The 26,846-nt window shown below is 65.8% G+C and carries 26 protein-coding genes; 11 read left to right on the top strand and 15 right to left on the bottom strand.

Annotation, left to right across the window (positions count from 1 at the left end):
* Positions 1–79: 79 nt before the first annotated feature.
* The 9 genes from BM125_RS09345 to BM125_RS09305 form a co-directional block, all read right to left on the bottom strand.
* Positions 80–2,956 (bottom strand): penicillin acylase family protein, encoded by a 2,877-nt coding sequence (locus BM125_RS09345; protein WP_092407246.1) that lies wholly within the window; start codon positions 2,954–2,956, stop codon positions 80–82.
* Between the two features lie 237 nt (positions 2,957–3,193).
* Positions 3,194–4,711: a LamG-like jellyroll fold domain-containing protein gene (locus tag BM125_RS20805; RefSeq protein WP_092407244.1), complete on the bottom strand. Its 1,518-nt coding sequence runs from the start codon at positions 4,709–4,711 to the stop codon at positions 3,194–3,196.
* A complete protein-coding gene (locus BM125_RS09335) occupies positions 4,708–5,064 on the bottom strand; it encodes a hypothetical protein (protein WP_139224923.1) in 357 nt (118 codons plus the stop codon). Before BM125_RS09335 ends, BM125_RS20805 begins: the two co-directional genes overlap by 4 nt.
* 259 nt (positions 5,065–5,323) lie before the next feature.
* Positions 5,324–5,698 (bottom strand): DUF423 domain-containing protein, encoded by a 375-nt coding sequence (locus BM125_RS09330; protein ID WP_092407323.1) that lies wholly within the window; start codon positions 5,696–5,698, stop codon positions 5,324–5,326.
* 85 nt (positions 5,699–5,783) lie between these two features.
* Positions 5,784–7,022 carry a DUF4340 domain-containing protein gene (locus BM125_RS09325; protein WP_175497988.1) on the bottom strand — a complete coding sequence of 413 codons (1,239 nt, stop codon included), beginning with the start codon at positions 7,020–7,022 and terminating at the stop codon, positions 5,784–5,786.
* Positions 7,023–7,042: 20 nt separating this feature from the next.
* On the bottom strand, positions 7,043–8,902 hold the full coding sequence (locus BM125_RS09320; protein ID WP_092407239.1) for a GldG family protein: 1,860 nt from the start codon (positions 8,900–8,902) through the stop codon (positions 7,043–7,045).
* A gap of 14 nt (positions 8,903–8,916) precedes the next feature.
* Positions 8,917–9,651 (bottom strand): ABC transporter permease subunit, encoded by a 735-nt coding sequence (locus BM125_RS09315; protein WP_092407237.1) that lies wholly within the window; start codon positions 9,649–9,651, stop codon positions 8,917–8,919.
* Positions 9,648–10,589 carry an ABC transporter ATP-binding protein gene (locus BM125_RS09310; protein ID WP_092407235.1) on the bottom strand — a complete coding sequence of 314 codons (942 nt, stop codon included), beginning with the start codon at positions 10,587–10,589 and terminating at the stop codon, positions 9,648–9,650. Before BM125_RS09310 ends, BM125_RS09315 begins: the two co-directional genes overlap by 4 nt.
* A 202-nt stretch (positions 10,590–10,791) precedes the next feature.
* A complete protein-coding gene (locus tag BM125_RS09305) occupies positions 10,792–11,640 on the bottom strand; it encodes a DUF3025 domain-containing protein (RefSeq protein ID WP_092407233.1) in 849 nt (282 codons plus the stop codon).
* 240 nt (positions 11,641–11,880) lie between these two features.
* On the opposite strand from BM125_RS09305, the gene BM125_RS09300 reads away from it, so the two are divergent.
* The 9 genes from BM125_RS09300 to pcp all read left to right on the top strand — a co-directional run bounded on the left by BM125_RS09300 (position 11,881) and on the right by pcp (position 20,024).
* Complete coding sequence (locus BM125_RS09300; RefSeq protein WP_175497987.1) at positions 11,881–14,010, top strand: tetratricopeptide repeat-containing diguanylate cyclase; 2,130 nt, start codon at positions 11,881–11,883, stop codon at positions 14,008–14,010.
* Positions 13,985–14,653, top strand: a complete 669-nt coding sequence (locus BM125_RS09295) for a dienelactone hydrolase family protein (protein ID WP_092407229.1) — start codon at positions 13,985–13,987, stop codon at positions 14,651–14,653. Before BM125_RS09300 ends, BM125_RS09295 begins: the two co-directional genes overlap by 26 nt.
* A complete protein-coding gene (locus BM125_RS09290) occupies positions 14,650–15,075 on the top strand; it encodes an HIT family protein (RefSeq protein ID WP_092407227.1) in 426 nt (141 codons plus the stop codon). The genes BM125_RS09295 and BM125_RS09290 overlap by 4 nt, the downstream gene beginning before the upstream one ends.
* Positions 15,072–15,767 (top strand): 5-oxoprolinase subunit PxpB, encoded by a 696-nt coding sequence (gene pxpB, locus BM125_RS09285; RefSeq protein ID WP_175497986.1) that lies wholly within the window; start codon positions 15,072–15,074, stop codon positions 15,765–15,767. The genes BM125_RS09290 and pxpB overlap by 4 nt, the downstream gene beginning before the upstream one ends.
* Positions 15,764–16,735 (top strand): 5-oxoprolinase subunit C family protein, encoded by a 972-nt coding sequence (locus BM125_RS09280; RefSeq protein WP_217647840.1) that lies wholly within the window; start codon positions 15,764–15,766, stop codon positions 16,733–16,735. The genes pxpB and BM125_RS09280 overlap by 4 nt, the downstream gene beginning before the upstream one ends.
* Positions 16,736–16,867: 132 nt before the next feature.
* Complete coding sequence (pxpA, locus tag BM125_RS09275; RefSeq protein ID WP_092407225.1) at positions 16,868–17,617, top strand: 5-oxoprolinase subunit PxpA; 750 nt, start codon at positions 16,868–16,870, stop codon at positions 17,615–17,617.
* 79 nt (positions 17,618–17,696) lie between these two features.
* Positions 17,697–18,416 carry a DUF969 domain-containing protein gene (locus BM125_RS09270; protein ID WP_245778863.1) on the top strand — a complete coding sequence of 240 codons (720 nt, stop codon included), beginning with the start codon at positions 17,697–17,699 and terminating at the stop codon, positions 18,414–18,416.
* Positions 18,403–19,374 (top strand): DUF979 domain-containing protein, encoded by a 972-nt coding sequence (locus BM125_RS09265; protein ID WP_092407223.1) that lies wholly within the window; start codon positions 18,403–18,405, stop codon positions 19,372–19,374. The genes BM125_RS09270 and BM125_RS09265 overlap by 14 nt, the downstream gene beginning before the upstream one ends.
* A complete protein-coding gene (gene pcp, locus BM125_RS09260) occupies positions 19,371–20,024 on the top strand; it encodes a pyroglutamyl-peptidase I (RefSeq protein ID WP_092407221.1) in 654 nt (217 codons plus the stop codon). The genes BM125_RS09265 and pcp overlap by 4 nt, the downstream gene beginning before the upstream one ends.
* Positions 20,025–20,084: 60 nt before the next feature.
* On the opposite strand, the gene BM125_RS09255 is transcribed toward pcp, so the two are convergent.
* The 6 genes from BM125_RS09255 to apbC form a co-directional block, all read right to left on the bottom strand.
* Positions 20,085–20,705, bottom strand: a complete 621-nt coding sequence (locus tag BM125_RS09255; RefSeq protein WP_139224921.1) for a hypothetical protein — start codon at positions 20,703–20,705, stop codon at positions 20,085–20,087.
* Between the two features lie 100 nt (positions 20,706–20,805).
* Positions 20,806–21,162: a hypothetical protein gene (locus BM125_RS09250; protein WP_092407217.1), complete on the bottom strand. Its 357-nt coding sequence runs from the start codon at positions 21,160–21,162 to the stop codon at positions 20,806–20,808.
* A gap of 12 nt (positions 21,163–21,174) precedes the next feature.
* Positions 21,175–21,549, bottom strand: coding sequence for a hypothetical protein (locus tag BM125_RS09245; protein WP_092407215.1), 375 nt, complete (start codon positions 21,547–21,549; stop codon positions 21,175–21,177).
* 75 nt (positions 21,550–21,624) lie between these two features.
* Entirely contained in the window at positions 21,625–22,194 is a 570-nt protein-coding gene (dcd, locus tag BM125_RS09240; RefSeq protein ID WP_092407213.1) for a dCTP deaminase, read from the bottom strand.
* Positions 22,195–22,266: 72 nt separating this feature from the next.
* Positions 22,267–22,872 (bottom strand): DUF1287 domain-containing protein, encoded by a 606-nt coding sequence (locus tag BM125_RS09235; RefSeq protein ID WP_217647839.1) that lies wholly within the window; start codon positions 22,870–22,872, stop codon positions 22,267–22,269.
* A 2-nt stretch (positions 22,873–22,874) separates the two neighbouring features.
* Positions 22,875–23,966, bottom strand: coding sequence for an iron-sulfur cluster carrier protein ApbC (apbC, locus tag BM125_RS09230; RefSeq protein ID WP_092407314.1), 1,092 nt, complete (start codon positions 23,964–23,966; stop codon positions 22,875–22,877).
* A gap of 155 nt (positions 23,967–24,121) precedes the next feature.
* On the opposite strand from apbC, the gene BM125_RS09225 reads away from it, so the two are divergent.
* Both BM125_RS09225 and metG read left to right on the top strand, forming a co-directional pair.
* Positions 24,122–24,574, top strand: coding sequence for a hypothetical protein (locus tag BM125_RS09225; RefSeq protein WP_139224920.1), 453 nt, complete (start codon positions 24,122–24,124; stop codon positions 24,572–24,574).
* A 91-nt stretch (positions 24,575–24,665) separates the two neighbouring features.
* Positions 24,666–26,828, top strand: a complete 2,163-nt coding sequence (gene metG, locus BM125_RS09220) for a methionine--tRNA ligase (protein ID WP_092407209.1) — start codon at positions 24,666–24,668, stop codon at positions 26,826–26,828.
* Positions 26,829–26,846 lie beyond the last annotated feature (18 nt).

The raw sequence follows: 26,846 nt of genomic DNA, 5'->3' as shown, positions 1-26,846 counted from the left end.
TGCTCCGGGTTCTCGTGCAGCGCAAAAAGGAAGCCCCCGCCGGATGGCGGGGGCTTCGTTGCTTCCGGAAGCGTGAAAATCAGCGTGGCACGAAGCTGAGCGAGGAAGTCGCCTGCGCGATCGAGGCCGAGGCGGAGATCGGCAGCGGATGGTACTGGTTGGTCAACCAGCGGCCGAGCTGGCTGACGTAGAGCGGACTGCCGAGTACGCCGCTCTGGCCTCCCGGGATGATTTCCGATGCATTGATGCTGGGGAACATCTCGCCGACGAAGCGGCGCGCCGGACCGCTGCCGAACATGAAGCTGTTCGAGGCGTTGGCGCGGGTGTCGTGGCTGGCTGCGTCGACCGACTCGAACCCGCCAGGACGGGCGATACCCGGCAGTTCTGCGGAAAGATCGCTGTAGCCGTAACCGTTCGGGCCCGGAATGCTGAACGGTGCGCCGAGCGGCTGCTCGAAGACGATCCGGTGCAGCTTGCCCCAGTGGTAGTCCGACTGGTTGGTCGAGCCAGCGAAGGCGGCGGCAAAATTGTCGCCGGCAAGCAGGTCGAGGCTCTCGGAGAGCGACTTGAGCAGGATGTAATCGCGCGCCGCGGTGGCGTTCGGGGCACCCGGTACCGAGAAGAAGGTCACCCCGGAAGCGCCCTTGCCGCCCAGCTGGGCGTAATTGTCGAGCAGGAACTTGAACGCGGCCTGTGCGTCACGACCGCCCGGCTTGTAGCCGCCGAGGCCGACCGCGGTCAGGCCGGCATCGATGGTGTTGCGGATCGACGTACTACGCCAGGTCGCATACAGCGTGGCGGCGATGCTGGCGTCGACCTGGGACTGCGAGGGCACCGGCAATGCCGCGGGATTGTCGCCCGGATCGAAGCCCTGCTGGATACCGGTCGGCGTCGAGTAGTCCCAGGTCTCGAGGCGATTCATGGCTTCGACGATGCGCGGCTCGGCGGCCAGCGTGGCCAGTTGCGACCATGCGCCGGGGGCCTCGCCGGCCTTGAATGCGGTGATCAGGTAGGGCAGCACGAGCTCGGCATCGAGCAGCTGGTTGTTGGCCTGCAGGTTCTTCATGTCGGCCACGGTGATGTGGCCGCCGGCTGCGATCAGGCGCTGGATCTCGCGATCGATGCGGCCCACGCGATAGGCCGAGGCCCCGCCGACATCGAGGTAGTAGATGCCGCCACCCGGACGCAACTGGTTGAGCGGATTGTTGTCGAGCGAGAAACCGATCGGGTCGTTGTTGGCATTGGCGAAGTAGCCACTGGACGGGTTGATCACGAACGGCATCTCATTGGCCGGCAGGATCTCGTAGGGCGTCGCCTGGTTCGGCTGCGGATGCGCCACCGGCAGCCAGTCGTGCTTGAGCGCGCCGCTGCCATCGCGGATCACGAACGGCGGGATGCCGCCGCCTGGCGCATTCTGGGTCTGCAGGTCGGTGCGCACGGGCGCTTCGGCGCTGACGAAGTAGGCGATGTTGCCGTCGACATCGGCATAGGCGAAATTCTGCGAACCGAAATCGAAATAGCTCAGCGCATTCTGGAAGTCGGCCAGGTTGGCCGCCCGGTTGATGCGCCGGAACGATTCGATTTCAAACGTGGCGCCCCAGCCGGTGTAGGCGATCGACAGGCCGGTATTGCCGGTGATGCTGACCAGTGCACCGTTGTTTCGCCGCGGCACGAGGATGCTGACTCCGCCGTTGGTGTAGCCGATCGAGTTCTCGCGCGTCACCGTGTCCGGTGTGCCGTCCATGCGGTTGACGTAGTAGTTCTGGAACACCCACTGCAGGTACTCTTCCTGGCCATCGTGCACGATCGCGTAAGGCAGGCCATAGGAATTCAGCTTGAGCTGTTCCTGGAACACATCGGTCACATCGAGCGAGTTGGTCGTGGTTCCCCAGCAGACGCGCTGGTTGCAGCCCTGGATCACGCCGGGCGTTCCGGGCACGGTCACGCCAGTCACGTCCATCGGGACGGGGTAGCGGCTATCGCGCGAAAGCACGTGCTGCTCCATGAAGACCGACGGCAGGTCGAGGCCCAGGTGCGGGTCGTTGGCGAGGATGGGCTTGCCCGACGCAGTGTGGCTGCCGGCGATGACCCATTCGTTGCTGCCGATCGGCGTATCGCGGCCGTCCAGGGCGCGGCCGAGCAATGGCGAATCCTGCAATTGCGCGCGGAACGCGCGGGCGAGATCGACCGTCCTCGCGTCAATGACGCCAACGGCCGGCACCTGATTACCGGCCAGGGGTTGCGACAATGCCGTCGCGACTCCGTTCGCAGCGCCGCCCGGCACGAAGCCCGGTACGGTGACCCGGTCATCAGCCGGAGCAATCCGGTGCGTATCGGCGAAATACAGGGTGGAACCGTCGAATCCTCCGGCCTGGCCGGCCTGCTGGTAGGCACCGAGGTTGATGGTCGGATTGATGTCGAGATCGAACGAGAGCTGGAAGGCCAGGCCCTTGCCCACGCACAACGAGTCGACCGGCGTCCATGGATCGGCATGGGTCAATTGCAGCGCACCGTACTCGGGCGGCAGCGGGTTGTTGGCCAGCCAGAAGTTGACGCCGTCGGCGTAGGCGCGCAGCCAGCCGCGTGAGTCGTCGGACATGGCAGCCCAGGTCTTCACGGCGCCGCGGCGCAGGCCGAGATTGCGCGCCTGTACGTCGGCCGCGAGTTGCGACATGCCGACCAGTTCGGCCAGCGTGCCGCTGACCGAGCGGCGGGTCAGGTCCATCTGGAAGAACCGGTCGCGGGCATGCGCATAACCCTGCAGGAAGGCGGCATCGTTGTCGTTGGACGCATCGATGGTCGGAATGCCCTCGGCATCCCAGGTGATCCTGGCCGGCGCCTTGAGTCCGGGTGCGCTGAGCGACTGCGCCGCCGCAGGAACCGCGAACAGCAGACCGATGAAGCAAAGATGCACCCACTTTCCGCCCCAGGAAAAACCCGCTGTCGAACGCACCATGGCAAACCCTCCGAGGAATTGGCTCAAACGATCGTTCGCAGCATTATGCGCTGTGGTTCACAGAATCCTTTTGTGCGCCGCACATCGCCGCCCTGCGGCGGCGGCTCGCAGGGGGGGCCTCACGCCGGGTGGCACCAGGCGGAAACAAGAAGCAACGCTCGTTGCAGCGCTTCGGAGCTGCCGACCCGGCCAGCGGGCCGGGCCGGCCGGTCGACCGGGGTTCCCGGAATCCCTGCGTCAGTGGCCGTAGAGACCCGCCGCCTTGGCGTGCGCGGCAATCTGGCTCTCGGAAAGGGCTTGACCGTAATAAAAGGCGACGTGCCCGAGGATGGAATACACGTAGGGCCTGTCCTCATCGGGCGTCGACGCCACCGCGACCTTGGGCGCGGTCAGCGTATAGGGAAAGCCGAACAGTTCCTGCACCTGCAGCAACCGGCCATTGACGTAGAAGCGCACTGAGTTCGCGGTGGCGTCGAGCACGGCAGCGATGTGGTAGGTCTGCCCGGCGGTCAGACCGGCCAGATCGACACGCTCGCCGTCGCCGACGACGATGCGTGGCTGCAGGCCGATCACGCCGAACGAGAGGAATGGCACCGCCGGTGCAGGGTCGCCAATGAACAGGATCGGTTGAAAACCCGAACCATTGGTCTGCGGGCTGTAGATTGCCTCCACTGTCAGCGAGCCATTGGGCGTGCTGGTCCCGGTCGGGTTGCCGACCGCCTGGGCCTTGCCATTGCCTTCGTTGGTTCGCAGATAATCCGCATCGCTGGTCGGAAACAACCTGCTCCAGCCGGGCTTCAAGGTGACCGGATCGCCGCTCAGGTTGACATCGATGCCCGCGGACCCAGCGTCCTGAAAGACGCTCGATCCGGCCGGCTCGTCGAGCGGATAGTAGAGTGTCGGATCATCAGCGAGGATCGCCGCCTGCAGGGTCGGCAACCCACTCGCCGCATCGATTTCGACCCAGGTATTGTTGTAACGCGCGTAGGTTTTGCCATCGGCCGGCGCATCCGGGAATGAGCCGCCGGCGGGGCCCTGTTCGCCTTGCGGACCCTGGGCACCGGTCGCACCCGCCGGGCCGGCCTCGCCCTGCGGGCCTTGCGGGCCGACCGGACCCTGTTCGCCTTGCGGCCCCTGGGCTCCGGTCGCACCCGCCGGCCCGGGTTCGCCCTGCGGACCCTGCAGGCCTTGCGGGCCGATCGGACCCTGCTCGCCTTGCGCGCCCTGGGCACCGGTCGCACCCGCCGGCCCGGGTTCGCCCTGCGGACCCTGCAGGCCTTGCGGGCCAATCGGACCCTGTTCGCCTTGCGGGCCCTGGGCACCGGTCGCACCCGCCGGCCCGGGTTCGCCCTGCGGACCCTGGATGCCCTGGGGGCCCGGATTGCCATTGAGGGCGTAGTCGGCCACGGGTGTCGTCGAAATCGCCTGGCGGGGCAACAGCGGATCACCATTGACCCTTACCTCGAGCCAGCGCTGGTCGCCGGCGAACGCACCAGGGAAAGTCAGGCTGACCGTGAACAGGCCTCCGGTGACGGGAAACTGCGGTTCCAATACGGTCGAGCCGACCTGGTTGCCGCCGACCGGCGCATCGAACAAGGCGAAGGCCAGATCGACGGGACCGTCGACCGGCACTCCCCCCTGCTCCAGGTGCCCCTGGTAGGTGAAATCCGGCAATTGGGCCACCTGTGCCAGCGCCGCGGAAGTCGCCGCCAGGGCCAGGATCAGGGAAAGCAGGAACGAGCGGCAGATTTTCACGGTTGGCAAGCCTCGAATGAACTGCGGAACAGGGTGTCGCCTTGCACGGCCGCGCCCCAAAATCCGGCAACAAGCGTAAAGGTTGAATTGGCAGACGTACCCACGACGGGTTGCCCCGCTGTTGCGGCCAGTTCGAAACACGCGTTCTGCGCACGCGAGATTCCGCCACCGGCAACGACTGCGGAAACAATCTGGTAGCCAGGCGTACCCTCGGCGACCTGCTTCGCCGGCGCCGGGGTTTCCGCGGCAGCGACCGCCGAGCCAAGCACCATCAGCAGCGCCAGGTGGCACCTGTTCGGCGCTCCGACGCCGCGCCGGGCACCGTGTGCCAGTCTTGAAAGCGTATGCATCACGTCGAGAGAGGTCCTGCCGCCAAGGATTGTCCTGGATGATGGATGGTGGGCATGCGCAGGCGTGACGATTCCGCTTCGTCGATAAATCTGCAACCGACTGAACGGTCCCGGCCAGGACGAGCCACTCCCGATCATACACGGCAGTTCCGCCGAATGCATAGTCGCTTGCCTCATTGTCAATGCTTGCCGAAATGCAAAAGCGCGCATGCGCATGGAACCGCTCGGTTACGCGTCGACCCGGGCCCCTGCCCATGCACCGTCATTCGTTCCGTACGAGGAACAACCTGGCCAGGGCGATCCAGCCGGCAATCAATGCCGCTCCACCGATCGGAGCAAGCAGCCCCAGCGCGCGCGGACCACCGAGGGCCAGTGCGTAGAGGCTGCCGCTGAACAGCACGACACCGACCAGGAACGCCGAGCCGGCGAAACGCCCGGCCAGCGAAGGAGGGTCTTTCGAGGCAAGGGCGACACCGATGAGCGCGAGCGCATGCACGAATTGATACTCCACAGCCGTCCGCCAGAGCGCCAGCGAATGCGCATCCAGCGTGTCCTTCAAGGCATGCGCCGCAAAGGCACCGAGGGCAACGGCGAGCGCGCCGAACACGGAACCCGATACGCCCGCCTGACGGCGCACCGGATTCAACGCCGCTCGCGTCCGGCCATCAGGCGGAGCCGAACTTCCGGCTCCGACCGACCCGACCCGCGAAATCGGTCCGCGATCATTTCTTCGACGATCCCGCTGTCTTGGCGGGACCCGATCCAGCCTTGGCTTCCAGCGGCTTGAGCAGATCGTCCATGGTCTTGGTCATGTTGGCGCTCTTGTAGGCCGGGACGACGAAGCTCCAGCCCTGGAACGCCGCATTCAGCGCGTCGACCTCGGTTCTCAATGTGGCCATGCGATCGGCACGATCCTTTTCCGGATCAACTGGCGACGCCGGTTGGCTTGCACCCTCGGCCTTGGCGTCGCTGCCTTCGGTCTTTCCAGTATCGGTCGCGGCTGCCTTCTGCTCTACTGCTGCGGCCGCGGCACTGGCTTTTTCCTGTTCCGCGGCGATGTGCTTGCCGGCAACATCTTCGTCCAGCGATGCGGCGAAGCTTGCGTAATGCTTGTCACCCACCTGCCACTCATGGGCATCGACGACGAGCCCATCGAAGGTCTGGTAGCGGATCAACTTGGCATTGTCGGGCACGGCAACCTCGGTGGTCGGCGCGACGTCGTCGATGCGCAGGTCGGCGAGGACCGAAGCGAGGCCGTTGGCAGCGAAATCGGAGCTTGCCTCGCGCCCCTTCGGCAGATCGGCGATCGTATAGTGCGGATCCTCCGGCGCGTTCTTGAAGACGCGCAGGGGCCTGCCGTCCGCATGCGTGATCGTGACCGACGCGATACGCTCTGACGGGATGTTGGCCAGGTCCTTGCGCAACCAGTCCGACGCGTTGCGATCCGGAATCAGGTTGCCCTTGGCCAGCCAGCTCTGCGCCTCGCCGCTGCGGCGGACATAGGTACCGCCGCCTTGCGCATTGAAGGTGCCGGCAATGAAGCTGACCGGCGCGGCGAGCCCGGCGATCTCGACCTGGATACCCTTGGCGGTCGATTCGCTGATGTCGGCGACCCCGATATCCGGGTAGCGCTCCTTGTTCGCCGTTTTCCGTTCGATCAGGCTGGCGTCGGCGACCTTGAGCAGGTAGCCGCGCAACTTGCCGGTATCGGCCGGGTAGCCACCCTTGTCCTTCACCGTCCAGCCCTTGTCGGAACGCGTCAACTCGACTGTCTTGCGCCCTCCGGCCTCACTCAGGGTCAGGCCATTGACATCGTTCACATGCTCGCCGAGGCCGTCGACGAGCGAGGTCGCCCGGTCGCTGAACTCGCTGACCGGTTGCCGCGAATGGTTGATCGCGAACGCGGCGATCACGGCCACCACGGTGACCACGCCGAGCTTGATCAAGGTTCTCTGGTTCATCATCGTCTGCTCCTCCCCGTTCAGGCCGACGTGCGCCGGCGCACGCGCCACATCGCGAAACCCACCGCGGCGAGCGTCACCAGCAGCGGCACGAGCACGATGTTGAAGAACTTCAGGCGGCTGCCCAGGGCTTCGATCTCGGCATCGAGCGAGCGCCTGACATCCCGCAACTCCTTGCGGATGTCGGCCTTGCGCTTGATGAAATTGTCGAGTTCAGCCTTCTGTTCGGGCGACATGATCATGGCCTGGTCGCTCGACTTCGCGCCCTGCAGTTCGGTCAGCTTGCGCTCGGTCTCCTGCAGTTCGCGCTGCAGTTCCTGCTCCTTGGCCCGGAAGCGGTCGTCGGCGCTGCGCTTGAGCGCCTCGACCGTGGTGAACGGCCGTTGCGAGGTGGCGCGACCGCGGATCGAGATCAGCGCCGAGGAACCGGTCAGGTTGTCGATGGCGTTGAGCATGAAATCGCCGTTGTTGGCAAACGCGTTCATGAGTTTCTGGCCGAGAAAGTTCTGCACCTGGACCCAGAGCCGATCGGACAGGATGTCGGTATCGGCGACGATCACGATCTGGCCGTCGTCCTTGCTCTCGGCGAGATGGCCGGATTCGGTGCGCTCGGGGAACGCGGTCTTGAACTTGCCCTCGATGCGGCCGGCGATCACATAGCGTTCACCGCTCGGATTGAAGTCGCTCAGCAGCGCGGATGGATCGGGCAGCATGCGCAGACGATCTGCCGCGCTCGACATCGCATCGCCGGAACTCTGCATCAGCGGGACCAGCTTGCCCGTCGCATCCTTGGCCAGGCCGAAATAGCCGCTGCTGGAGACATTGATCGAGTCGAGGTTGGCGGTGATCACGTCGTCCCGATTCAGGTCTTCGGCGGTCAGGCCGATGATGCCCGGATGCCGCACCGGTGCGCGGCCCTGGCCAACGCTGACCGCGACCGCGCGGGCGCGGTCGAGCACGATCTTCTTCGGGTCGTAGTCGACGCCCCAGGCCTTGAACAGTTTCGGCAGGTCCGAGGAATGGTCGGCGAACATGGCCGCCTGCGGATTCTGCGGATCGGCGCCCGAGGTATCGAGCTCGGCATCGGGATCGACGAACACGAGCAGGTGGCCGCCGCGCAGGACGAACTGGTCGATCGCATATTGCGCATCCTCCGAAAGCTCCTTCGGATGCACGAGCACCAGCACGTTGATATCCGCATCAATCGACTTGATGCCGGCCGCGTTGAGGTCGCGCACGTCGAAGGACTGCGAGAGCTGCTGCTGGATCGCCCAGGGATCACGCATCTGCCGGGTCGCCGGATCGAAGCCTACGCCCATCGGCAGGCTTGAAACGAGTGCGATGGCCGGCTTCTTCGGCGTGGCCAGGTCGTGGACCAGCTTGGCCACGTCGTATTCGAGGAAGGCTTCCTTCTCGGGCTGGAAGAACGGGATGACCGCCTGGCCATTGGTCGAGTTGGTCCCGGCCAGGCCGAGGAAGATCGTCTCGCCGCCGGCGCTGACCGGCACCGCCTGCAGCCCGTAGGTGGTGGCGCGGTCCTCGTCCTCCGAGAACGGCAAGGGGTCGATGACCTCCAGGTTGATGTGACCGTCCGAACGGGCCGCCATTTCCTCGAGCAGTTCGCGCACTCGCGTCGCGTACGTGCGCAGCTGTGGCAGGTTCTGGGTGCCCTTGTCGGAGTAGAACAGGTACAGGTTGATCGGCTCGTCGAGCTTGGACAGGATTTCCTTGGTGCCCGGTGAGAGCGTGTAGAGGTTGTTCTCGGTGAGGTCGACGCGGGCGCCGCGGAACAGCACGTTGACGACGAGCATGAGGGCGACGAACAGGATGATCATGACGACCAGCGCGCCGCCGGAGAGGGTCTTTCGATTGGATGACATGTTCTTGGGCTTCCTCAGTCGGCTTTCTTGAGGTCGATCACGATGGCGCTCGCATACAGCCAGAAGCCGATCATCAACACGAAGTAGAGCAGATCGCGCAGATCGATGACGCCCTTGCTGATCGAGGCGAAATGGGTCAGGAAGCTGAGCCCTGCAATGGCATCGACGAGGCCTTGCGGCGCCCACGAACGGAACACGTCGAGGACCAGCGGAAAACCGGCCATGACCAGTACGAAGCAGGCGACCACGGTCAGGATGAAGGCGACCACCTGGTTGCGCGTGGCCGCGGAGATGCACGAGCCGATGGCGAGGAACGAACCGGCCATCAGCAAGGCGCCCAGATAGCTTGCGAAAATCACTCCGTTGTCCGGATCACCGAGGTAGTTGACCGTGATCCAGAGCGGAAAGGTCAGGGCCAGGGCGATGCCGATGAAGGCCCAGGCGGCGAGGAACTTGCCCATGACCGCCTGCCACATCGTGATCGGCAGGGTCAGCAGCAGTTCGATGGTGCCGCTCTTGCGCTCCTCGGACCACAGCCGCATCGAAACGGCCGGTACGAGGAACAGGTACAGCCACGGCAGGAAGTTGAAGAACGGCAGGAGGTCGGCCTGGCCGCGCTCGTAGAAGCCGCCGAGATAGAACGTGAACGCACTCGACAGGACCAGGAAGATGACGATGAAGACGTAGGCCACCGGCGTCGCGAAGTAGCTGCGCAACTCGCGCTTGCAGACCGTTGAGATCGCGCTCATGCCCTTGCCTCCGTGGCCGCGCCGCCCTGGGTGATGCTGCGGAAGACCTCGTCGAGGCGGCCACCCTCGAGGGCGAGCTCGCGGACCACGATCGAACGCTCCTGCAGGGCTGCGTTGACGGCGACGAAGATCTGCCGGCCCGGCTTCGGGAAGGCGGTGATGCGTCCGTCCTGGGCGTCGACTTCGATCGAAGCGACATCGGGGACCCGGGACAGGGCCTCCTTCGCGGCCTTGACGTCGGTAGCGGTCAGCGAGACCGCCTGGTGATAGCGCGATCGCGACTCGAGCTCGGCCGGGGTTGCGTCGGCCAGCACCCGGCCCCTGGCGATGATGATCGCGCGATGGCAGACCGCGTGGACCTCTTCGAGGACATGGGTCGAGACGATGATGGTCTTGTCGCGCGCCATCGCATTGATCAGCGTGCGCACTTCGTGCTTCTGGTTCGGATCGAGACCGTCGGTCGGCTCGTCGAGGATCAGCACCTTGGGGTCGTGCAGGATCGCCTGGGCCAGGCCGACGCGGCGCTTGAAGCCCTTTGACAGGGTGTCGATCGGCTGCTGCAGCACGCTCTCGAGGTTGAGCCGGTCGATCGCATCGTCGATCCGCTTGTTGCGCAGGTTCGCCGGCACCTCGCGCGCGTCGGCGATGAACTCGAGGAACTGGCGCACGTCCATCTCACCATAGCTCGGAGCGCCTTCAGGCAGATAGCCGACGACCCGGCGTGCTTCGAGCGACTGTTCCTCGACGTCGAAACCGCAGACCCGCGCGCTGCCCGAAGTCGGCGCGAGGAAGCCGGCGATCATCTTCATCGTGGTCGACTTGCCGGCGCCATTCGGGCCGAGGAATCCGAGCACCTGCCCGGGTTCGACCTTGAACGTGATGCCATCCACGGCGACGAAGTCGCCGTACCGCTTTCCCAGAGCTTGGGTTTCTATCATCGTCGAATCACCTTGTTTGCAAGTTTCCGTGCGCTTCGCTGTTGCCGCGAAACGTTCGACTGGTCCATCGCGGCACAGGCCCGGGCGTTGGAATCCGCCGGGGAGAGTCAACCGGAGCGGAACACGCCAGGGATCGCGAGCGATGCGCAATGTACAGCAGGAAGGGGCGAAAAGTTCCCGACAGGCGCCATGCAACAGGCGCTCAGGCCTGATCCGGTTGCGGATAGCGGCGATCGGCGCGCAATGGCCGGAAGCACGGCGCGTCGGCAAAGAAGGATTCGTCTTCGGAACGGGGATTCCAGCCGGGGATACCGGATAGCGGCAGCGGGCGCAGCTCCTGCGGATCGCGCAGATGGGTCCCGGCGGCGATCGCGGCGGCGACCCGCGCATCGACCATGGCGTGGCCTTCATCGGTATTCGCCGCAACCCGCGCAACCTGCTCGGCCGTCGCCGCCAGGGCGATGCACTTGGCGACCAGGAATCGCTCCGCCTGCAAGGCGAGCTCGAGGATGGCATGACCGAAGACGAGCACCGCGATGCGCACGTTCCAGGCATCGCGCCGGCGCCAGAAGAGACCATGCCAGTCGTGCTGGTCCCACAGCGCGACCAGTTCCGGATCGCTGCACAGCACGATCGCACCCGCTTCATCGAAATGGGTCATGGCGCATTGGGCGCGCGTACGCTGGCGAGCACCGACCCTTCCGATGTCGACGCACTGCGCCTCGTTGAGGGCTGACTTCGTGCGTGGATAGCGCAGCCAGACCAGGGCATTCAACAGGTCGTGCCAGTTGTCTTCCCGGGTTGCGACGCGGCCACCGCGGATGCGTTCCTCGTAGTGCAGCCCGTCGGCGAGGAGCGCGCGCGACTGGGCAACGAAATGCGGTCGCGGGATGCCGTCGCTGCGTTCGCGTTGAACGCGAAGTTCTTCGAGCTCGACGATCGATGGCCAGCGCTGGCCCGGCGACAGGCTCGCGAATTCGCTCGCCCAATCCGCCAGAGGGGGTCGATCGAACACGAAGGACTGGGGGATCTTCAATGGGTCATCCGACATGGGCTGGATCGCCGGCCTTGGGGACGGGTTCAGGCATCGACAGGGAAATGCGCGACGCGGCAACTCCTGCAAGTCGCCTGCACGACCGCGAAGTCTAGCCGCTCCCGGCGCTGCCGATAACGGATGTGCCTCGGATTGCGGGAAAAGCCCCCTGCCGGGATTCGCCCGGCATGCAAACGCGATAGCATTCACCTGATTGCGCAGTCTCCGGGATATCCGCTCGATGCTTCGGGTTGGTCCATGAACCACAAGCCATTGCTCGCCTTCCTGCTCGGTATCGGCATGCTGCCCGCTTCGGCTGCCGAAACCGTCGTCGCGGGCGTTCCTGTCGCTGCGGCAGCGGTGGACACGCGCGGCGTGGCGAAAACCCTCGACTCGCTGTTCGAGGGCCTGATCCTCGTCGGCGGAGCCATCCTCGGCTCCCGCGGCGAGTTTGCCCTGGCCCGCATCGAAGCGCATGCCATGTCCGCCCTGCATGCCGTCGCCGCCGCTGGCGAAGCCTGGCATCAGGTCGAGACCATGGCGCGTGCGCAAGGCGATCTGTCCGAAGCCATGTATGCGCTCGAGCGCGAGACCGAGGATGCATTGCTGTTGAGCGACTACGCGCGTTCGCGCGAACTGGCCTCGCGCCTGCTCGACACGGCTCGAATCGCCGGGGTCAAGGAGTACGAAGCATCGGCGCACGGCTACTTCGGAATCCTCGCGCGCCGCCAGGGTGACCTCGACGCAGCACTGAATAGCTACGAGACCGCGATCGGACTGCTCGCCGACAGCAGCAACGACTTTCGCAAGGCCTTGATCCTCAGCAATTTCGGAACCGTCCTGCGAGATCGCGGCGACTTTGCCCGCGCCCTCGAGCTGCAACTCGATGCACTGGCGATCCGTGAGCGCATCGGCGACCGGCTCGAAACCAGCCTGCGCAACGTCGCCCTGCTCTATCGTGAAATCGAAGACGAGGCCACGGCGCGCAGCTACTTCGAACGCGCGCTGGCCAGCGTCGACCGGCTGGCCAATCCGGAGACCTACGCGCCTGTTCTCGGCAGCTACGCCAGCCTGCTCAACGATATCGGCGAGCACGCCGCGGCGCTATCGGCCGCCAGCGAAGCGCTGCAGATCGATCTCGCCCTCGGCAATCGCGCGAACCAGGGCCTCGAGCGACTCGAGACCGGCCGCGCCCTGTTCGGACTCGGGCGCAACGAGGAGTCCGTGCAACAGCTCGAAGGGGCTCTGGAGATCGGTCGCGAACTGGACCAGCACGAGATCGTTTCTCGCGCGCTGCTGCACCTGGCCGAGATCAGCCAGGTCCGACACGATTCGTTGCGCGCCCGCGGCATGATCGACGAAGCGATCGCCGGCCTCGAGAAGGCCCTGCTGAGACCGCAACTTGTCCAGGCCTATGCCGTCCGCGAAAAGATCGCGTTGGCCGAGCACGATCCCGAAGGCGCGCTGCGTTTTCTGCGGCGCTATGCGGAACAGCGCGAACTGCTGCTGGGCACGCGCGCCGGGAGGCAGCTCAGCGACCTGCAGGCCCGCCATGCCCGGGCCGAAGCCGAGAAGGACCTGACCCTGCTGCAGAAGGACAACGAACTGCAGAATGCCCGGCTCGAAAAGCAGGAAATCGAAAAGCGCCTCGGCCTGGTCGCCCTGACCAGCCTGGGCCTGGCCTTGCTGCTGATCACCTGGCGGTTCAACGGCATTTCCCGGCTCAATCGAACCCTGCGCCTGAAAAATTCGGAGATCGACCAGCAGAGCAAGGCGCTCGCCGAGGCCAACTCCCGACTCGAGGAGCGTGCCTCGCAGCTCTATCAGGCCGCGATCACCGACCCCCTCACCGGCGTCTACAATCGATCCCATCTTCGCGAACAGGTCGGACGCATGCTGGCCACGAGCATCGCGGCCCGTCGATCGCTGGCGGTACTGGTCATCGACTACGACTCGTTCAAGCAGGTCAACGACCAACTCGGACACCTGTTCGGCGATCGCGTCCTGGTCGAAGGCATTGCCGCGATCCGCCAATGCCTCGAGCATGGCGACATCATCGGTCGCTTCGGTGGCGAGGAATTCATCGTGGTCCTCGAGGGCGAGCGCGCGCTGGCGGCGGTTGGTGTGGCCGAAGCGATACGCAGCCAGGTGCAGGAGTCGCTGTCGCGACTGCCCACGCATGGCATTGCGGTAACGGTCAGCATCGGCGTGGTCCGGCTCGCCGATTTGCCGGCCCTCGAAGAGGCCAGTGTCGATGCCCTGTTCGACGCCGGCGACCAGGCCATGTACCGGGCCAAGGCGGCGGGCCGCAACCGCGTTGCCCTGTTCAGCCGGGCCATGCATCCGATCGAGGAGCTGATCCGTGGGCGAGACCCTACATCTCAATAGCAGCGGCATGCAGTGCATCGGCGCCTATCGCGCAACGCCGACCGGAACACCGAAAGCCGGCATTGTCGTCGTCCAGGAAATCTTCGGCGTCAACGCGCATATCCGAAGCGTCGCCGATCGCTTTGCCGAGCATGGCTACGTGGCCATCGCGCCGGCGTTCTTCGATCATCTGGAAAGTGGCGTCGAACTCGACTATGACGCGCACGGCGTCGCCAGGGGCCGAGCCCTGGTCGACGAACTCGGCGCGGAACGGGCCGTGTCTGACGTCGGCAGCGCCGCCGATGCGATTCGTTCGGCCGGGCGCATCGGCGTGGTCGGCTACTGCTGGGGCGGCAGCATCGCCCTGCTGGCGGCGATGCGACTCGGACTTCCGGCAGTCAGCTACTACGGCGCGAGGAACGTCCAGTACCTCCACGAACCGCTCACCGCGCCTGTGCAGTTTCATTTCGGCGAGTTCGACCATTCGATTCCCGCGGCCGCCGTGCAAAGGCACCGGGAACTGCTGCCCAACGCCGAAATCCACGTCTATCCGGCTGGGCACGGTTTCAACTGCGATCGTCGCAAGGACTATCATGCGCCCAGTGCGCAGCTCGCCTTCGAACGCACGCTGGATTTCTTCGAACGCACACTGATATCGCCATGAAGCAGGCTGCCCCTGTCCCGTTCACGCTCGATCCGCGGCTCGCCGCGGATTCCCATCCATTGGCGCGCCTGGCGCTTTGCGAACTGCGCCTGATGGACGACAGCCACTATCCCTGGCTGGTGCTGGTTCCGCGCGTGCCCGGGGCGCGCGATCTCATCGATCTCGACGTCGGGCAGCGACACGCGCTGTGCGATGAAATCGACCGGGCATCGCGCCTGCTGCGCGATGCGGTGCGCCCGCACAAGCTCAACGTGGCCGCCCTCGGCAATGTGGTGGCGCAGTTGCACGTGCATGTGATCGCGCGTTTCGAGGACGATCCTGCCTGGCCGGCGCCGGTCTGGGGCAAGGTCGAATCGCGACCCTATGCACCCGAAGCGCTGGTCGAGCGGATCACCCTGCTGGAAAAGCATCTGCAGGGGTGAGCACCGGCTTCGCCATCGAGGACCTCGGCGAGAATGCGTTGCTGCTGCGCTTCGGCAATACCCTCGATCCCGACCTTAACGCTCGCGTGCACGCCCTGGCTGGCGAACTTGGACACGATCGCCCCGGCTGGCTGCTCGACATCGTGCCGGCCTTTGCGACGCTGGCCCTGTGCATCGACCTCGAGGCGCTGGCCGGCGAGAGCGAACCGCTCGAGGCCGTGCGTCGCTGGCTTGCCGCTCGTGCTGCAGGCGAAATCCGCAGCCCGAAGGAAGCACCAGGCCGCCATCACGTCATTCCGGTTCGCTACGGCGGCAGCGACGGACCCGATCTCGAGGCCGTCGCCCGGCACGCCGGGATCGACACCGACGAAGTGATCCGGCGCCACACCGAGGCGACCTACCGGGTGGCCATGCTCGGCTTTGCCGCCGGCTTTCCGTATCTGATCGGCATGGATCGCCAGCTGGCCATGCCACGCCGGGCCACACCGCGAACCGATGTCACCGCCGGCAGCGTTGGCATCGGCGGTGCACAGACCGGCATCTATCCGCGACGCGGGCCCGGCGGCTGGCAGATCATCGGACGCACCGGCGTGGATCTTTTCGATGCGGCACGCGATCCACCGGCATTGCTCGGTCCCGGTGACACCGTAAGCTTCATCTCGGACACCGCGAAGACGGAGCCGCCGCGTTGAGCATCGGCATCCTCGCGGCCGGCCTGCAGACGACCATCCAGGACCGGGGTCGGCCAGGCTACCGGCATCTCGGCGTCGGCAGCGCGGGCGCGCTCGACCCGTTCTCTTCCATGATCGCCAACCGGCTGGTCGGCAACGCCGATGGCGAAGCTGTCATCGAGATCTGCCTGACCGGACCGACGCTGCAACTCGCGCGGGCGGCGCGGATCGCCCTGTGCGGCGCGCAGATCGAGGCAACGGCGGATGGCCGGGAAGTGCCCGGCTGGCGACGCGTCGACCTGGAAGAAGGCAGCGTACTCAAGCTCGGCGCCTGCCGGCGCGGCGCACGCGCCTACCTGGCCGTCGCCGGCGGCTTCGACCTGGCGCCGGTGCTGGGCAGCCGCAGCACCGACCTGCGCGCCGGCTTCGGTGGGCTCGACGGCCGTGCCTTGGCGGCCGGCGACGTGCTGGCGATCAAGGCCGGTCATCATCGCGCGCTGAATCGGTTCGAAATCGACCGACGCTGGATCGATCCCGCACCCGACCTAGACTTCAACCAGCCCGCCGTGGTGCGCGTGCTGGCCGGGCACGATGCCCTGCGCGAGCCGCAGCAGTTGTTTGCCGGAGAATGGCAGGTCGGCGCGGCAAGCAATCGGCAGGGCTTGCGGCTGCAGGGACCCTGCCTGGCACTGGCCGACGCGGGCGAGCGCGTGTCCGAACCGGTCATGCCGGGAACGTTGCAGCTTCCACCTGACGGCAATCCGATCCTGCTGCTGGCCGACGCACAAACCCATGGTGGCTATCCGCGCATTGCGCACGCGATCGCTACCGACCTGCCGCGCCTGGCCCAGCTGCGCCCTGGCGAGAGCCTGCGCCTGCTGCCGTGCACTCGGGCGATGGCCCAACACCTGCACAACGACCAGCGCCAACGCCTGGCCCGCATGGCCATTGCGATCGACCAGGCGCCAGCGCTCAACGAACTACGTTGAGCAATCCCGCGATGCGTTGCGCGCGCCCCGGCCATTGCCTAGTCTCGGAGATCGCGCCTGCGCCGGCGGCGACGAAATTCCGGCAGGCACCGGCATTCGGTCCGCCTGCGAAATGAACACCGGAGCACTGGCATGCCACCGTCCATCGACCTCAACTGCGATCTCGGCGAAGGCTGCGGCCACGACCTGGCGATCATGCCGTGGATCAGTTCGGCCAACATCGCCTGCGGCGGCCACGCCGGCGACGAAGCGAGCATGCGCGAGACCCTGCGCCTGTGCCGGCGCTTCGGAGTCAAGGCCGGCGCGCATCCCGGACATGCCGATCCCGGGCACTTCGGTCGACGCGAACTGGACCTGCCGCATGCCGAGGTTGCGCAAACGATCGACGCGCAGTTGCAGCGACTGGCGGCGATCGCCGTCGAGGAAGCGGTCACCCTAATCCACGTCAAGCCGCATGGTGCGCTCTACAATCAGGCGGCCCGCGATCGAGGTCTCGCCGAGACCATCGCACGCGCCGTCGCCCGGTTCGATGCGCGACTGATCCTGGTCGGTCTGGCCGGCAGCGAACTGCCGCGGGCTGGCGAACGCGCAGGCCTGCAGGTCGCCCATGAAGCCTTCGCCGACCGTCGCTATCTGGGCAACGGCCAGCTCGCCGCTCGTGGCACCGAAGGCGCGGTCATCACCGACCTCGCAGCCGCCGTGCAGCAGGCGATTTCAATCGTGCAGCACGGGATGGTCACGACCCTCGAGGGCGAAGCGCTGACGCTGCGCGCCGATACGCTCTGCCTGCATGGCGACGGCACCCATGCGAGCGAATTCGCACGGGCCCTGCACGACGCCCTGATCGCCGCCGGCATCGCCATTGCCCGAGAGCCGCGGTGAGTAGCGGCATGGCCAAGGAATAGGCCGTGCAACGGCATCGGGTTAGCATGGGCGTTGGACCATCCGGGAGTCTCCACCCATGCCAGGCGTCATCAACTACTGGCCGCTGCTCGGCGTCGCCGTCGTCGTCATCGGCTTCACGCTGCGCCGCAACCCCGTCCTCGTCGTGGTGACTGCCGGACTGGTCAGCGGCCTCTGCGCCGGCATTCCCCTGCCCGACCTGCTCGCCCTGCTCGGCCGCACCTTCGTAGAGAACCGCGTCCTGCTTCTGTTCCTGCTGACCCTGCCGGTGATCGGACTGCTCGAGCATTTCGGTTTGCGCGAGCGCGCCCGCACCTGGATAGCGAGCTTTCGCGGCTTGACCCTGGCGCGCTTCCAGATCACCTACCTCGGCCTGCGCCAGTTGCTCAGCATGGCCGGCCTGATCGATATCGCCGGCCACGCACAGACGGTTCGCCCGTTGATCGCACCGATGAGCGAAAGCGCAGCCGAAGGCGGTCGCGGTCCGTTGACCGACTCGCAACGCGACCGCGTACGCGCCAGCGCCGCCGCCGTGGAAAATGTCGGCCGATTCTTCGGCGAGGACGTGTTCGTGGCCTTTGGCGCGGTCCTGCTGATCCAGGGATTCTATGCCCGCAACGGCATCGTCCTCGAACCGCTGTCGATTTCCCTGTGGGCGTTGCCTACGGCGATCGCGGCGTTTCTGATCCATTCCGTCCGCGTGCGCCTGCTGCAGCGACGCATCGATCGCGAAAGGCGCCTGATCGGCAAGGATGGAGCAACCAATGCTCCGCGTTGAGTACCTGTACTGGCTGGTCGGCGCCTTCCTGATCGCCGCCGCCTGGTTCAACCTGCGCGAGCGCCGCTTCTCGATGGCGGCATTCTGGCTGATCCTTTCCGGTCCGTTCGTGTTCGGCGACCTCGTGCTGGCTGCGGTCCAGCGCAACGAGGCGCTGCCGGCCCAGTTCATGGGCGGCGGTGTCGTCGCCCTGGGCCTGCTCGCCGCGCGCGGCGGCCTGCGCTCGAAGGCCGATACGCCCGCCGAGCATGAGCAACGCGAGCGTTCCGCCGCACGCATCGGCAATCGCCTGTTTGCCCCGGCGCTGGCGATACCGGTGCTGACCCTCGCGCTGTTCTTCGCGGGCCGTCATCTTTCGCTGAATGGCATGCCGCTGCTCGATCCGAAGGCGCTGACCCTGACTTCGCTGGGCCTGGCCAGCCTGCTTGCCCTCGTCGGCGCGGTGCGCGTGACCCGCGCCCGCCCGCTGCATTCGATCGTCGAGGGGCGCCGCCTCCTCGATTCGCTGGGCTGGGCAGTCCTGCTGCCGATGATCCTGGCCACGCTGGGCGGCGTATTCGCCGCCACCGGGGTCGGCGAGACCATTGCCGCGCTGACCAGTGCCGTCATCCCGATCGACAGCCGCATGGCCTGCCTGCTCGCATTCGCCCTTGGCATGGTCCTGTTCACGATCATCATGGGCAACGCCTTCGCCGCCTTTCCGGTGATGATGGCCGGCATCGGCCTGCCCCTGCTGGTCCTCAGGCACGGCGCCGACCCGGCCATCCTCGGCGCGATCGGTATGCTGACCGGATACTGCGGCACGTTGCTGACGCCGATGGCGGCGAACTTCAACATCGTGCCGGCCGTGCTGCTCGAACTGCCCGACCAGTACGGCGTGATCCGCTCGCAGATCCCGACTGCCCTGGCCCTCATGGTCGTCAATGTCGCCCTGATGGCCCTGCTGGTGTTCCGATGAGCGAGCCGGTTGTCCTGATCGCAGGTTTCGAGCCGTTCGCCGGCGAGCCGGTCAATCCGTCGGCCGAAATCGCGCGCTGCCTCGATGGCGAGTCGATCGCGGGGCACCGGGTGGTCGGCGCCGTCCTGCCCGTGTCCTTCACCGAGGCGCCGACCGCCCTCGCCGAATGGCTCGACCGCTGCCGGCCGGCACTGGTGATCGCGCTCGGTCAGGCCGGAGGCCGCAGCGAAATCTCGCTGGAACGGGTTGCGGTCAATCTGATCGACGCCCGCATCCCCGACAATGCCGGCCTGCAGCCGATCGACAAGCCCGTCCTCGAGGACGGCCCCATGGCCTACCTTTCAAGCCTGCCGGTCAAGGCGATTCGGGCCGCGCTGCACGAGCTGGACGTTCCCGCCTCGCTCTCGCTCAGCGCCGGCAGCTTCGTCTGCAACCAGGTGTTCTATTGGCTGGCCCACCTGCTGGCGACCGAGCATCCGGGCCTGCGCGGCGGCTTCATCCACGTGCCGTGGCTGCCCGAGCAACTCGTTGCGCATCCGGGGGAACCGTGCCTGCCGCTGTCGACCATGCTGCACGGGATTCGCGCGGCGATCGCCTGTGCCGTGACCACGGCCACGGATCTCGAGGTCGCCGGCGGCACCACGCATTGACCGTCGTGCATGCGGATCGCAGCCGGGGGCGATCGACCGGACCCGGCGGCCGCCCGGCCTTCAGCAGCCCTCACCCTTGCGGTTGGCACGGACCACTTCGACGATCAGTTCGCCGGTCTCGACATACGGAAGATTGACCTTGATCGGATCGGTCGCGTAGTAGAAGCCGCCCTTGCTCTTTGCGCTGACCTTGTCCCGCGACTTCGACTCGTAGGACGTGCCCAGCGCCGAGGCCGGCGTGGCCACGGCGAACCGGCGGACCTTTTCCAGCGGCACGCAGGCGAGCAGGCGGGTGGGCCGGAACGGGCGGATGTCCAGATAAAGCGGTTCCACGGCCTTGCTCTCGCGCACTTCGCCGCGATCGTCGAGCAGGTAAATGACCGGCTTGAACACGGCGTTGCCGCGACCGTGCGGGTTCGACCTGGCGATCACCTGGACGCGCAGCGCGACATGCTCGAATTCGCGTTGCAGTTCGAGTTCGCGGAACCGGCTCTTGCCTTGCGGAAACTCGCGCTGGTCCGAGTCGCCGAGGATGCGCAGGTGCTCGGGTCGATCGACGCCGAGGACGACCACACCCTCAGGGTTCGACTCACGCACGGGCGAATGCACGGGCCTGGCGCCGAACAGACGGTCTTTCCAGGCCACGAACGGATTGGCTGCGGATGCGGTTGGCGCAGACATCGAGAGCGCCAGGCCGAACCCGCAGGTGACGGCGGCGCACAGCCTGCAAAGCCGCCGGCCGTCGGCGCGCCCCGACAGGCGCGCCTGGCCTCGGTTACTTCTAGTCGTTCGACAGGGGCTGGAGGTCGCGACCGTCCTGGGTGAAGGTCTCGAGCTGCAGGGTCTTGCCGATGCTGGCGATCGAATGACGCTGCTCGTCGGTGGCCTTGTTGCTGTCGCTGTAACCATTCTTGAGCACGATCCCGGTGATCTTCTTGGTTTCCTTCAGTTCGCTGATATAGCCGAAAAGTTCCGCCTTGCCGAAGGTATAGCTGCCGATCTTGTAGCGGTCTTCCTTGGCCGGAGTGACGATGGCGCGGCCATCACGCACGTCGCCGGCGTGTGCGGCCGTGGCCAGGAACATGGCCAGCATGGCCAGAACGAGCATCGCACGCGCCTTGAGCATGAACTTTTTCATGGTGATCCCCGCTTACTCTTCTTTGGTGGTGGTCGTGCGAATCTCGTTGATTTCGCCGTCTTCCATCACATAGGCGGTGAAGCCCAGTGCAACGGCAATTCGCGCCAGTGCCACGATGTGGACGTCCTTTACCTTGTCCTTCTCGCCGCGCTTTAGAAGAACCGTCGACATCGGCAAGGATTGTTCCTTCCGGTAGTTGAGCGCGGCGCGCAGGTCCTGCGGCGTGAGCGGGGCATCGAGGTAGTCGAACTGCCCGTCCTTGGTGGCGATCAGGGTCACGTCGAACGAGGCCGGCACGTTCACCGGAGCCTTGGCGGTATCGGACCGCGTACCCCTCGCGCAGGCGCCGAGCGCCACGACCACCATGAGCAAGGCCAACAGACGCATTCCACGATTCCTCACGAACAACCGCATGGACTCACTCTCCGGGTCGGGACAAGAGACCAAGACTACCACCGAAGCTCATGTGCGTGGCAGGGTCACGCCCTGCTGCCCCATGTATTTGCCGCCACGATCCTTGTAGCTGGTCTCGCACTCCTCGTCCGACTCCAGGAACAGCATCTGGGCGACGCCCTCGTTGGCATAGATGCGGGCCGGCAGCGGTGTGGTGTTGGAGAACTCCAGCGTTACATGGCCCTCCCACTCGGGTTCGAGCGGGGTCACATTGACGATGATCCCGCAACGCGCATAGGTCGACTTCCCGAGGCAGATCGTCAGCACCTTGCGCGGAATGCGGAAATACTCGACGGTCCGCGCCAGGGCGAAGGAATTCGGCGGGATGATGCAGACATCGCCGTTGAAGTCGACGAAATTGCCCGATTCGAAATGCTTCGGATCGACGATCGTCGAATTGATGTTGGTGAAGATCTTGAACTCCGAGGCGCAGCGCACGTCATAGCCGTAGCTCGAGGTTCCATAGGAGATCAGGCGGCCGCCGGAGGCGTTCAGCTTGACCTGGCCGGGCTCGAACGGTTCGATCATCCGATGCTGCTGGGCCATGCGCCTGATCCACAGGTCCGATTTGATGCTCATTGGCGACTCTCGCTGGTATTGCCCGGATCCGACGTCGAACAGCGACGTGCGGGACGGGAGGATGGGCCCGGGTCAGGGTGTGGCGCCGGAGGGGCCGGCAAAATACCGGAAATGACCGGTCATCTTCCACTCGAAGAGCACGTCCTCGAGCTGGGTCCCGGCGCCGATATTGTGAATGATCAGCGGCCTTCGGCCATCCGCACTGCGCCGGTCCGAAACCATGCCGATGTGCGGCTGGCCGCCGTCGAGCCGCCAGGAGACGAAATCGCCGGCCTCGAAATCGACGGGATCCCGGCTCAGCGGCAGGCTCTTGCCGCTGCGTTCGAAATAGCGTTCGAGATTGGGCACGCGGCGGTGATCGATATTGGCATCGGCCCCGGCCAGGCCCCAATGGTCGGGATAGGCCGAAAAGTGCGCCTGCATGTCGCGATGCACGGCGACCTGCAGGTCGATGCCGACCGCACGCAAGGCCCGGACCAGCACATCCGAGCAGACTCCGCGATCGGCCGGCAGGTCGCCACCGGGATAGTCCAGGCGCACGTAGGCCGGCGCGTAGCGGACGGTCACGCCGATCTGCGCATGCGCAGCCGCCAGCATGCGTACGAGGTCATCATCGGCCCGCGCCGTGCTGCCCAGCAACAGCAGGCCGAACACGCCCGGGAGCACCGGCCAGCGCACGATCAGGTGTTCTGGATGACGATCTTGGGAAACTGGATCGACTTGTTGCGGGCCTGCAGCGACAGCCGCGCCGCGGCGTTGCGCGCGATGCCCTGGTAGCGGGCGGCGAGTTCGGAACCTGGCAGGGCGGCAACGGTTGGCGTGCCGCCATCGGCCTGCTCGCGGATGCGGATGTCCAGGGGCAGCGAACCGAGCATCGGCACGCCGTACTGCGCGGCCATGCGTTCGCCACCACCCTCGCCGAACACGTGCTCCTCATGCCCGCAATTCGAGCAGATGTGGGTGGACATGTTCTCGATGATGCCGAGTACCGGCACGTTGACCTTCTCGAACATCTTCAGCGCCTTGCGCGCATCGAGCAGGGCGATGTCCTGCGGTGTAGTCACGATCACCGCCCCGGAGACCGGTACGCGCTGGCACAGGGTCAGCTGGATGTCACCGGTTCCGGGCGGCAGGTCGATGACCAGATAGTCAAGATCGACCCAGTTGGTGTCGCCGAGCAGTTGCTGCAGGGCCTGGGTGACCATCGGTCCACGCCAGATCATCGGCGTGTCCTCCTCGATCAGGAAGCCGATCGACATGACCTGGATGCCATGGTTGATCTTCGGTTCGATGCGGCTGCCATCCTTTGTGTCGGGCTTGCCGGACAGGCCGAACATGCGCGGCTGGCTGGGGCCGTAGATGTCGGCATCGAGCACGCCGACACTGGCGCCTTCGGCACGCAGGGCCAGGGCCAGGTTGGCGGCCACGGTCGATTTGCCTACGCCGCCCTTGCCCGAGGCAACCGCAATGATGTTGCGGATGTTCGGCAGCGGCGTCAGGCCTTCCTGTACCCGATGGGCGCCGACCCGGCAGGAAACGCCGACGGCCGCCGAACCAATGCCCGGGTCGCTCTCGAGGGCCTGCTTGACCTGGGCCGACAGGGTCGCCTGCCAGGACAGGGCCGGATAGCCGAGCTGGATGTCGACGGAGACCTTGTCGCCGGATACCCCGACTCCGCGCAGGGCGCCGGCGGCAACGAGGTCCTGGCCAGAGTGCGGATCGATGATTCCGGCAAGGATTTCGCGGGCGCGTGCTTCTATGGTTTCGCTCATGGATTCGATCATTTTGCAGAGACCCGCTAGTGTACTGCTTCGCCGGACCGGTTACCCTGCGCAGCTGGCGCGCGCGCCGCTGGCGTTGACCGCACTGAACTGTCGCGGTGCGCCGGAGTCAAAGATCCCGACGCCTTCTGTTCACGAGCATGCGCATGAATCCGACCCGCCTGATTTTCCTCATTCCGTTGCTCCTGGCGATGGCTGCCTGCAGCAAGAACCAGCCGTCCGGCATTCCGGAAACACCACCGGCAGCAGCGCCTGCTCCCGCTGCACCGGCGCCGGCACCGAAGCCTGAAGCGAACCCGGTCGCCACGGCGGTCGCTCCGCTCGATTCCGCGCCACCGCCGCTGGACAATCCGATCCCCGAATTCGACAAGACCGGTTTCCCGGACTGCGATGATTACGTCGAGCTCTACCGCCAGTGCCTGAATTCCCGACTTGGCAGTGACGAGCGACGGGCCAAGGCGAGCGAGCTTAAGGCTTCGGTGCGCGCGATCCTCGGCAATATCGCACGCGGCGTGGATCCGGCCAGGGTCGCCAAGCAGTGCAAGAAGTCGCGGGCGCTGGCGGCGAAGAAACTCGAAGCTCTCGGCTGTGCGCTTTGACGCCCTGACCTCATGGCCTCCCCGCAACAGCCCATGAGAGGGCTCTGCATGCAATAATTCCGCGCCCCTGAATGCGCGGAACCCGTACGGAATGAGCTCGCCCGCAAGGAAGATCCTTGTCTCCAATGCCTTGCCCTATGCCAACGGGCCCCTGCACATCGGCCACCTGGTCGGCTATATCCAGGCCGATATCTGGGTGCGCGCCCAGCGCATGTGCGGGCATACCGTGCATTTCGTCTGCGCCGACGATGCCCACGGCACGCCGATCATGCTGGCCGCGGAGAAAGCCGGGCTGAGCCCGGAGGAATTCATCAAGCCGATCCAGGCCTCGCACGAACGCGACTTCACGGATTTTTCGGTCGACTACGACCAGTACCACTCCACCCATTCGGCAGAAAACCGCGAACTCGCCGAAACGATCTATACGCGGCTGCGCGATGCGGGCCACATCACGCGCCGCTCGATCCAGCAGCTGTACGATCCGGTCAAGCAGATGTTCCTGCCAGACCGCTACATCCGCGGCATCTGCCCGAACTGCGGCACGCCCGACCAGTACGGCGACAACTGCGAGAACTGCGGCGCGACCTATGCACCGACCGACCTGATCAATCCGCGCTCGGTCATGTCGGGCGCCGAACCGGTCCTGCGCGACTCAGAACACTTCTTTTTCGGCGTCGGCCACTTCACTTCGCTGCTGCGCGACTGGCTGGCCGGCAAGCTGACCGACGGACAGCCCGTCGCCCATCCGGGCGTCGTCGCCAAGCTCGGCGAGTGGCTCAACGCAGAAGGTGGGCTGCGCGACTGGGACATCTCGCGCGACGCGCCGTATTTCGGCTTCCCGATTCCGGACGCACCGGGCAAGTTCTTCTATGTGTGGCTCGACGCGCCGGTCGGCTACCTGGCCAGCTTCAAGGCCCTGTGCAATCGCACCGGGCTTTCGTTCGACGAATACCTCGAGGCCGGCAGCCGCACCGAGCTGCACCACTTCATCGGCAAGGACATCGTGAATTTCCACGGCCTGTTCTGGCCGGCCATGCTGCATGGCGCCGGGCTACGCGTGCCGACCGCATTGCACGTCAACGGTTACCTGACCGTCAATGGCGAGAAGATGTCGAAGTCGCGCGGCACCTTCATCATGGCGCGCACCTACCTCGATGCCGGCCTCAACCCGGAATACCTGCGCTATTACTTCGCGGCCAAGTCCTCGGGCGGCGTCGTCGACCTCGACCTCAATCTCGACGATTTCGCCCAGCGCGTGAATGCCGACATCGTCGGCAAGTTCGTCAACATCGCGAGCCGCTGCGCCAGATTGCTGGAAGCGAACTTCGACAACCGCCTGGCCGCGCCGTTCTGGAACGGGACGGACGCAACGAACGAGCCGGAATTCGCACGCAAGGGCGCACTCATGCTAAGCCAGGCGACCGGCCTGCTGCAGGACGCCGTGGCCCATTACGCCCGCGACGATTTCAACCGCAGCATCAGCGCGATCATGCAGGTCGCCGACCGCGCCAACGAATACATTGCCGAGGCCGCGCCCTGGGCCCTGGCCAAGGATCCCGCGCGCCGCGACGAGCTGCACGTGGTCCTATCGACCGGGATCAATCTTTTCCGCGCGATCGCCTGCGCCCTGAAACCGGTCCTGCCGGCCACCATCACTCAAGCCGAGGCATTCCTTGCCCTGCCCGGTGGCCGCTTCGATGGATTCAACGACATCGCGAATCACCTGGGTTCGCACGCCCTGCAGAGCTACCAGCCGCTCGCCACACGAATCGACCCGAAACAGGTTGCCGCCATGATCGACGCATCGAAAGAATCCCTGTCCGCACCGCCCAAGCCATCCCAGGCCGACGTCGAAACGCGCAAGATGAAGACCCTCGATGCGGCGGCCGCAGCCGCGGGTGCAGCCGAAGAAACGAAGTCGGCGCATGTCTCGATCGACGATTTCGCCAGGCTCGACCTGCGCATCGGCAAGGTCCTCGAATGCGCCTTCGTCGAAGGCTCGGACAAGCTGCTGCGCTTCCGCCTCGACGCCGGCGGACTGGGCGAACGCCAGATCTTCTCGGGCATCCGCGCCGCCTATTCCGAACCCGAAAAGCTGGTTGGCCGCAACGTCGTCTTCATCGCCAACCTGGCCCCGCGCAAGATGCGCTTCGGGCTGTCCGAAGGCATGATCCTCTCGGCCGGCAGCGGTGGCGAGGATCTCAAGCTGCTCGACGTCGATGCCGGCGCAAACCCTGGCGCGACCGTGCGCTGAAAAGGAGGGTCGCGCTTG

Source organism: Dokdonella immobilis, assembly GCF_900115085.1.
Lineage (GTDB): Bacteria > Pseudomonadota > Gammaproteobacteria > Xanthomonadales > Rhodanobacteraceae > Dokdonella > Dokdonella immobilis.
This window is presented reverse-complemented; position numbering and strand designations above follow the sequence as displayed.